The sequence below is a fragment of the Stappia taiwanensis genome, from assembly GCF_014635285.1.
Taxonomy (GTDB): domain Bacteria; phylum Pseudomonadota; class Alphaproteobacteria; order Rhizobiales; family Stappiaceae; genus Stappia; species Stappia taiwanensis.
Window position 1 is genome coordinate 140,526 of sequence record NZ_BMCR01000011.1, and the last position, 6,843, is coordinate 147,368.

Below are 6,843 nucleotides of genomic sequence, written 5' to 3' on the forward strand. Positions count from 1 at the left end.
TGACGTGACCGAAACTGCCACCGGCGGCGCGCCCGCGCGCGGTCCCAAGCCGCCGATCCCGCTGACCGTGATCACCGGCTTTCTCGGCGCCGGAAAGACGACCCTGCTGAACGCTCTGCTGCGTGATCCGGCGCTGGCCGATACGGCGGTGATCATCAACGAGTTCGGCGAGGTCGGGCTCGATCACCTGTTCGTGGAAGGCAGCGGCGAGGGCATTATCGAGCTTTCCTCCGGCTGCCTGTGCTGCACCATTCGCGGCGATCTGGTGACGACGCTGGAAGATCTCCTGCGCCGGGTCGACAACGGCCGGACCGAGCGGCTGGCGCGGGTGGTGATCGAGACCACCGGTCTCGCCGATCCGGCACCGGTGCTGCACACGGTGATGCAGCACCCCTATCTGGTGATGCGCTACCGGCTCGATGGGGTGGTGACGCTGGTCGATGCGGTCAACGGGCTGGCAACGCTCGATGCCCAGGAAGAGGCGGTCAAGCAGGTGGCGGTTGCCGACCGCATCGTGCTGACCAAGACCGACCTTGCGGCGGGCGCGGAGGCGCGCGATCCGGCCAGCCCGCTGCGGCGGCGGATCGCCGGGCTCAATCCGGGCGCGCGGGTCGTCGATGCGGCGCTGGGCGAGGCCGGGGTCGCGACCCTGATCGGCACAGGCCTTTACGATCCGGAGACGAAGACCGCCGATGTGCGGCGCTGGCTGAACGCGGAAGCCTATGCGGCGGGGCAGGGCGGGCACGATCACGCGCATGACCATGACCACCCCCATCATCACGGGCATCACCACCATCACGGCGAGGCGCATGATCATGGCCATGGCGGCCATGCCCATGACGTCAACCGGCACGGGGCGGATATCCGCGCCTTTTCCCTGACCAGCGAGGCGCCGGTGCCGGTGGCCGCGCTCGACATGTTCCTCGACCTGTTGCGCTCGGCCCATGGGCCGAAGCTGCTGCGGATGAAGGGCATCGTTCACACTGTGGAGGATCCGGAGCGGCCGCTGGTGCTGCACGGGGTGCAGCATGTGTTCCATCCGCCGGTGCGGCTCGACGCCTGGCCCGACGCGGACCGCCGCACCCGGCTGGTGTTCATCACCCGCGATTTGCCGGAAGACTTCATTCGCCGGCTGTTCACCGCTTTCACCGGCGGCGTCGCCAGCGATACCCCGGACCGGCAGGCGCTGGCGGAAAACCCGCTGGCGATCACCGGGTTTTCCGGCCGCTTCGGCTAGGATCCTGACATTGGGGGCGGGACAGCGCTTCGACCTGCCCCGCTGGGCTCATTTGCCCGAACGCACGCGGATCAGTCCTTCCTGGGCCACCGAGGCGACAAGCCGTCCGGCTCGGTCATAGAGCGCACCACGGGTGAAGCCGCGCGCGCCGGAGGCCGAGGGGCTGTCTTCGACATAAAGCAGCCACTCGTCGGCGCGGAACGGGCGATGGAACCACATGGCGTGGTCGAGGCTCGCGACCTGCAGCTTCGGATCGAAGACGCTGGTGCCATGGGCGAACAGCGAGGTGTCGAGCAGGGTCATGTCCGAGGCATAGGCGAGCACGCAGGAGTGGATGCGGCTGTCATCGGGCAGCGGTGCGCTCGCCCGCACCCAGACATTCTGGGCCGGGGTCAGTTTGTTGCGGCTGAAATAATGGGTCAGATCGACCGGGCGCAGCTCGATCGGCCGGTCCCGCTCCCAGTATTTGCGCACGCTCTCCGGCGCGACGGCGAGGAATTTTTCCTTCAGCTCCGCTTCGCTTGGAAGGTCCTCGGGCATTGGCACGTCCGGCCTGTCGGCCTGGTGCTCCAGCCCCTCCTCGACCACCTGGAACGAGGCGGACATGGAAAAGATCGCGTGACCGTGCTGGATCGCCACCACCCGGCGGGTGGTGAAACTGCCGCCGTCGCGGATACGGTCGACCTCGTAGATGATCGGCACCAACGGATCGCCAGGCCGCATGAAATAGCCGTGCAGGGAATGTACCAGCCGGTCTTCGGGGACGGTGCGGGAGGCGGCCACCAGCGCCTGACCGATCACCTGGCCGCCGAACACCCGCTGCCATCCCGCCTGCGGGCTCATGCCGCGGAATAGATTGTGTTCCAACGGTTCCAAATCGAGTATCGAAAGGAGATCGTCGACGGCTGAACGCATCGGGAAAGGCCTCTGTTTTTTCGAGGTAACGGGACGGAGCGCCCGGGACCGTGCGGTTGCCCGCGACGAAAAGTCAAGACTGACGTATGGTCACGCGTCATCATCGGGCGGGACGGGCGAATCGCGCGGCGGCGTGGGACACATGACAGGAGATAGCAGCGCAGCGCGTTGCCGGAATGAAAAGGACATCCAGATGGCAAGCGACCAGATGGCGGGCGACAGGCAAGGCGATATGGCGGCGCCCCTCGACGTGCTGGTGGGCGGAGGCGGATATGTCGGCCTGTCGCTGGGGGTGGCGCTGAAACAGGCGGATCCGGCGATGTCGGTGGCGGTGGTCGACCAGCGGCCACGCGCGGCGCTGGAAACCGATCCGCGCGCCTCGGCGGTGGCTGCCGCCGCCAGCCGGATGCTTGACCAGCTCGGCGTCTGGGAGGAGATCGCTCCGCACGCACAGCCGATGACGGAGATGATCGTCACCGACTCGAAGCTGCGCGATGCGGTGCGGCCGGTGTTCCTGACCTTCGACGGCGAGGTCGAGGAAGGCGAGCCTTTCGCGCATATGGTTCCGAACGGCCAGATGGTGGCGGCGCTGTCGCGGCGGGCGGAAGCGCTCGGGGTGGAGTTGATCGCGCCGGACGGGGTGCGGGATTTCGCTGTTGGCACCGGCATGGTGGAGGTGGAACTGGCCTCGGGCACCCGGCGCCGGGCGCGGCTGCTGGTGGCGGCCGACGGGGTGCGCTCGCGGTTGCGCGATCTGGCCGGCATCCAGACCGTGCGCTGGGAGTATGACCAGTCGGGCATCGTCACCACCGTGCGGCACGAGCGTCCGCATCAGGGCCGGGCCGAGGAGCATTTCCTGCCCTCTGGCCCCTTTGCCATCCTGCCGCTGACGGGCAACCGCTCGTCGCTGGTGTGGTCGGAAAAGCGGGCCGAGGCGGATCGCCTCGTCAAGGGCGACGATTTCACCTTCGAACTGGAGCTGGAGCGCCGGTTCGGCCACCATCTGGGCAAGATCACGCTGGAAGGGCCGCGCCACGCGTTTCCGCTCGGCCTGACCCTGGCGCGCAGTTTCGTGCGGCCGCGTTTCGCGCTCGCCGGCGACGCGGCACACGGCATTCACCCGATCGCCGGTCAGGGGCTGAACCTGGGCTTCAAGGACGTGGCGGCGCTGGCCGAGGTGCTGGTGGAAGCCCGCCGGCTCGGCCAGGATGTCGGTGCGCTCGACGTGCTGGAGCGCTATGAACGCTGGCGCCGCTTCGACACCTTCCAGATGGGCGTCGTCACCGATGTCTTGAACCGCCTGTTTTCCAACGATATGGATGGTGTTCGCGCCGTGCGGGATGTGGGGCTCGGTCTGGTCGACCGGATGCCGTCGCTGAAGAAGTTCTTCATCCGCCAGGCGGCAGGGCTTCAGGGAGAGGCGCCCCGCCTGTTGACGGGGCAGCCGATCTGACGAAGGGTCTTTCTCGGGAAAGGTCCTGGCTGTGAGCGATTGACCTGGGGGAATTCCGGAGATCGGGACTCTGACTTCGGCACGGGAGGGGGAAGATCGGAGTGATGCCCGGGTCAGAGACGGCGGTAAGCGACCAGCCGCAGCGGATCATCCTGATCACTGGCTGCTCCTCCGGGATCGGCCGGGCGGCCGCCCATGCGCTGCGCGGCCGGGATTGGCGGGTGATCGCCACGGCGCGGGCGCAAGCCGATGTGGAGATCCTGCGCGACAAGGGGTTTGAAAGCTTCCGTCTCGACTATGAGGATGAGGACAGCATCACGGCGGCGGCAGACGCGGTGCTGGAGCGCTCCGGCGGCCGGCTCGACGCGCTGTTCAACAACGGCGCCTACGCCATTCCCGGAGCGCTGGAGGACCTGCCGACCGCAGCGCTGCGCGGATTGTTCGAGGCGAACTTCATCGGCTGGCACACGCTGACCCGGGCGGTGCTGCCGGCGATGCTGGCTGAGGGGCAGGGACGGATCGTGCAATGCTCCTCGATCCTCGGCTTCATCGGCATGCCCTATCGCGGCGCCTATAACGCCTCGAAATTTGCCCTTGAGGGCTACAGCGACACCCTGCGGCTCGAGCTCGCCGGCACCGGCGTTCATGTCTCGCTGATCGAGCCCGGACCGATCGCAACCCGGTTCACCGAAAACGCGCTGGCCAATTTCGAGCGGGTGATTGGCCCGGAGGGCATCGCCAGGTCCCGGTTTGGCGCCATCTATGAGCGGCGGCTGGCGCGGATGCGTGCGGGCGAGCCCTCACCGTTCAAGCTGCCGGCCAGCGCGGTCGTCAAACAGCTCGTCCATGCGCTGGAGGCGCCGCGCCCGCGTGCGCGCTACCGGGTGACCCTGCCGACCAAGGTGATGGCGGCGGTGAAGCGGCTGCTGCCCACCCGCGCTTTCGATCATGTGTTGCGCCGTGCCGCGCGCACCGAAGAGTAGTCGGCGGGACTGAGCACCTATGGTTTGTTTCCAGGAGAGGACGTAAGGATGGGAGAGGTGTTGCGGACGCTCGTGCCGTTCGCTGTCGGGGCGGTGGCGGTGGTGCTGCTGCTGGGTTTGTGGAACATGGTGCGGGGCGGCTCGTCCTCCCGGTCGCAGACCCTGATGCGCTGGCGGGTCGGGCTGCAGTTCCTGGCCATCGTTCTGGTGATGGCGTTGCTCTATGTGTCCGGGGTCCGGCCGTGACGCGGGAACCTTTAGGGAGGCGGTGATGGTCGTACTCAACAAGATCTATACCAAGACCGGCGATGCGGGCACCACGGCGCTCGGCTCTGGCGAGCGCCGGGTGAAACACGACCCGCGTGTCGACGCCTATGGTACGGTGGACGAGACCAACGCGATCCTCGGGCTCGCGCGTCTGGTAACGGCGCAAGCGTTTCCCGATCTCGATGCGGTGCTGGCGCGGATCCAGAACGATCTGTTCGATCTGGGAGCCGATCTGGCGACGCCGGACACTGGCGAGGATCTGGGCTACGAGCCCTTGCGCATCACCCATGGGCAGGTGAGCGCGCTGGAGGCGGAGATCGACCGGTTGAATTCCGATCTGTCACCGCTGCGCTCCTTCGTGCTGCCGGGCGGAGTGCCGGCGGCGGCACATCTGCACCATGCACGCACGGTGGCGCGGCGGGCCGAACGGCTGATGACGGCGCTGGCGGAGCGTGAGACGATCAATCCACAGGCGGTGATTTACATGAACCGGCTGTCCGATTTCTTCTTCGTCGCCGCCCGCTGGGTCAATCATGCCGATAGCGGCGCTGGCGACGTGCTGTGGGTGCCCGGCAAGAACCGGTGATGCGGTTGGCAGGGCTGACCCAAGGACGAGGCGGGGCGCATGTTCATCCCCTTGCATGATCACAACGGGCTTGAATATGTCCGGCGACAATATGTCACCTGGGGTCTGATCGTGCTCAACGTGCTGGTGTTTCTGTTCGTTCAGCAGGGCGGGTTGTCGGAACCGGCGATGCAGGCCTCAAGCCTCTCCTATGGGCTGATACCGGCGGTGCTGTTCGACCTGCGTGATCTTGCTCCGAACCTTGTGGTGTTTCCGGAAAAAGCGTCGCTGGTGAGCTATGCCTTCGTCCACGGGAGCTGGATGCATCTGGGCGGCAACATGCTGTTCCTCTGGGTCTTCGGCGACAATGTCGAGGATGCCATGGGCCATTTCCGGTTCCTGGCGTTCTACCTCCTGTGCGCGGCCGCGGCCGGGTTTGCCCATGCGCTGCTCGATCCGGCCTCGACGATCCCGCTGATCGGCGCCTCTGGCGCCGTCGCCGGGGTGATCGGTGCCTATCTGGTGTTGCATCCGCATGTGCGGGTCTGGGTGCTGGCGCTCGGGCGCGTGCCCTTGCGGTTGCCGGCGAGCTGGGTGCTGCTCGCCTGGATCGGTTTTCAGCTGCTGATGGCGCTCGGATATGGTGAGAAAGGTGTCGCCTGGTGGGCGCATGTGGCTGGCGCGGCGGCCGGGGCGGCGCTGGTGGTGGTGATGCGCCGCCGTGGGGTGCCGCTGTTCGACCGGGCAGGCTGAAAGGGCGCGCGGGGGACGCTCTCGGGCGTGACCGAGCGCGCCGTTGACACCGCAACGCAGCATCATTACGGTCGCCGCCCGATGGCTGAAACCTGCGGGCGGCGACCGTCAGAAACAGGTATCCTTGCGGCAGGGCGCACGCCCCCTGACAGGGGGAACGGGCGTCCGGTCGGGCGTTTTGGAAGAGATCAACGCGATGGCGGTCGAGCGTGCGCGGGTTGATCGAGCGGGAGGTTGAAAAACCGATGAAGATCCTTGTGCCCGTAAAGCGGGTTATTGACTACAACGTGAAGGTTCGGGTGAAGTCGGACGGTTCAGGCGTTGATCTTGCGAATGTTAAGATGTCGATGAACCCGTTTGACGAGATCGCGGTTGAAGAGGCGATCCGTCTTCGCGAAGCGGGCAAGGCGTCGGAGATCGTTGTGGTCTCGGTGGGTCCGCAGCAGGCGCAGGAGACGCTGCGCACGGGTCTTGCGATGGGCGCGGACCGGGGCATCCTGGTGAAGACCGATGCCACGACGGAGCCGCTGGCGGTGGCCAAGATCCTGAAGGCGATCGTTGCCGAGGAAGAGCCGGGCCTGGTGATCCTGGGCAAGCAGGCGATCGATGACGACTGCAACCAGACCGGCCAGATGCTGGCAGCGCTCCTGGGCTGGGCGCAAGGCACCTT

8 protein-coding genes are annotated in these 6,843 nt (G+C 66.8%); 7 read left to right on the plus strand and 1 reads right to left on the minus strand.

Features of this window, described 5'->3' with window-relative positions:
- The first annotated feature begins 4 nt into the window (after positions 1-4).
- Positions 5-1,237, plus strand: a complete 1,233-nt coding sequence (locus IEV83_RS19520) for a CobW family GTP-binding protein (RefSeq protein WP_209003255.1) — start codon at positions 5-7, stop codon at positions 1,235-1,237.
- A gap of 48 nt (positions 1,238-1,285) precedes the next feature.
- Here the strand turns inward: IEV83_RS19520 and tesB are convergent, their stop codons facing one another.
- A complete protein-coding gene (gene tesB / locus IEV83_RS19525) occupies positions 1,286-2,152 on the minus strand; it encodes an acyl-CoA thioesterase II (protein ID WP_181761050.1) in 867 nt (288 codons plus the stop codon).
- Positions 2,153-2,360: 208 nt separating this feature from the next.
- Between tesB and IEV83_RS19530 the strand changes: the two genes are divergently transcribed.
- The 6 genes from IEV83_RS19530 to IEV83_RS19555 form a co-directional block, all read left to right on the plus strand.
- Positions 2,361-3,605, plus strand: coding sequence for a ubiquinone biosynthesis hydroxylase (locus tag IEV83_RS19530; protein ID WP_181761172.1), 1,245 nt, complete (start codon positions 2,361-2,363; stop codon positions 3,603-3,605).
- 104 nt (positions 3,606-3,709) lie between these two features.
- Complete coding sequence (locus IEV83_RS19535) at positions 3,710-4,588, plus strand: SDR family NAD(P)-dependent oxidoreductase (protein WP_181761049.1); 879 nt, start codon at positions 3,710-3,712, stop codon at positions 4,586-4,588.
- Positions 4,589-4,636: 48 nt separating this feature from the next.
- Positions 4,637-4,834, plus strand: coding sequence for a twin transmembrane helix small protein (locus tag IEV83_RS19540; protein WP_181761048.1), 198 nt, complete (start codon positions 4,637-4,639; stop codon positions 4,832-4,834).
- Positions 4,835-4,859: 25 nt separating this feature from the next.
- Complete coding sequence (locus tag IEV83_RS19545) at positions 4,860-5,441, plus strand: cob(I)yrinic acid a,c-diamide adenosyltransferase (RefSeq protein ID WP_181761047.1); 582 nt, start codon at positions 4,860-4,862, stop codon at positions 5,439-5,441.
- A gap of 39 nt (positions 5,442-5,480) precedes the next feature.
- A complete protein-coding gene (locus IEV83_RS19550) occupies positions 5,481-6,173 on the plus strand; it encodes a rhomboid family intramembrane serine protease (RefSeq protein WP_181761046.1) in 693 nt (230 codons plus the stop codon).
- A 245-nt stretch (positions 6,174-6,418) separates the two neighbouring features.
- The coding region (locus IEV83_RS19555; protein ID WP_188478621.1) for an electron transfer flavoprotein subunit beta/FixA family protein at positions 6,419-6,843 on the plus strand (425 nt) is incomplete at its 3' end.

Excerpts from the sequence above, each read along its gene's own strand:
- tesB (WP_181761050.1), bottom strand. The coding sequence starts at position 2,152 with ATGCGTTCAGCCGTCGACGATCTCCTTTCGATACTCGATTTGGAACCG.
- IEV83_RS19530 (WP_181761172.1), top strand. The coding sequence starts at position 2,361 with ATGGCGGGCGACAGGCAAGGCGATATGGCGGCGCCCCTCGACGTGCTG.
- IEV83_RS19535 (WP_181761049.1), top strand. The coding sequence starts at position 3,710 with ATGCCCGGGTCAGAGACGGCGGTAAGCGACCAGCCGCAGCGGATCATC.
- IEV83_RS19540 (WP_181761048.1), top strand. The coding sequence starts at position 4,637 with ATGGGAGAGGTGTTGCGGACGCTCGTGCCGTTCGCTGTCGGGGCGGTG.
- IEV83_RS19545 (WP_181761047.1), top strand. The coding sequence starts at position 4,860 with ATGGTCGTACTCAACAAGATCTATACCAAGACCGGCGATGCGGGCACC.
- IEV83_RS19550 (WP_181761046.1), top strand. The coding sequence starts at position 5,481 with ATGTTCATCCCCTTGCATGATCACAACGGGCTTGAATATGTCCGGCGA.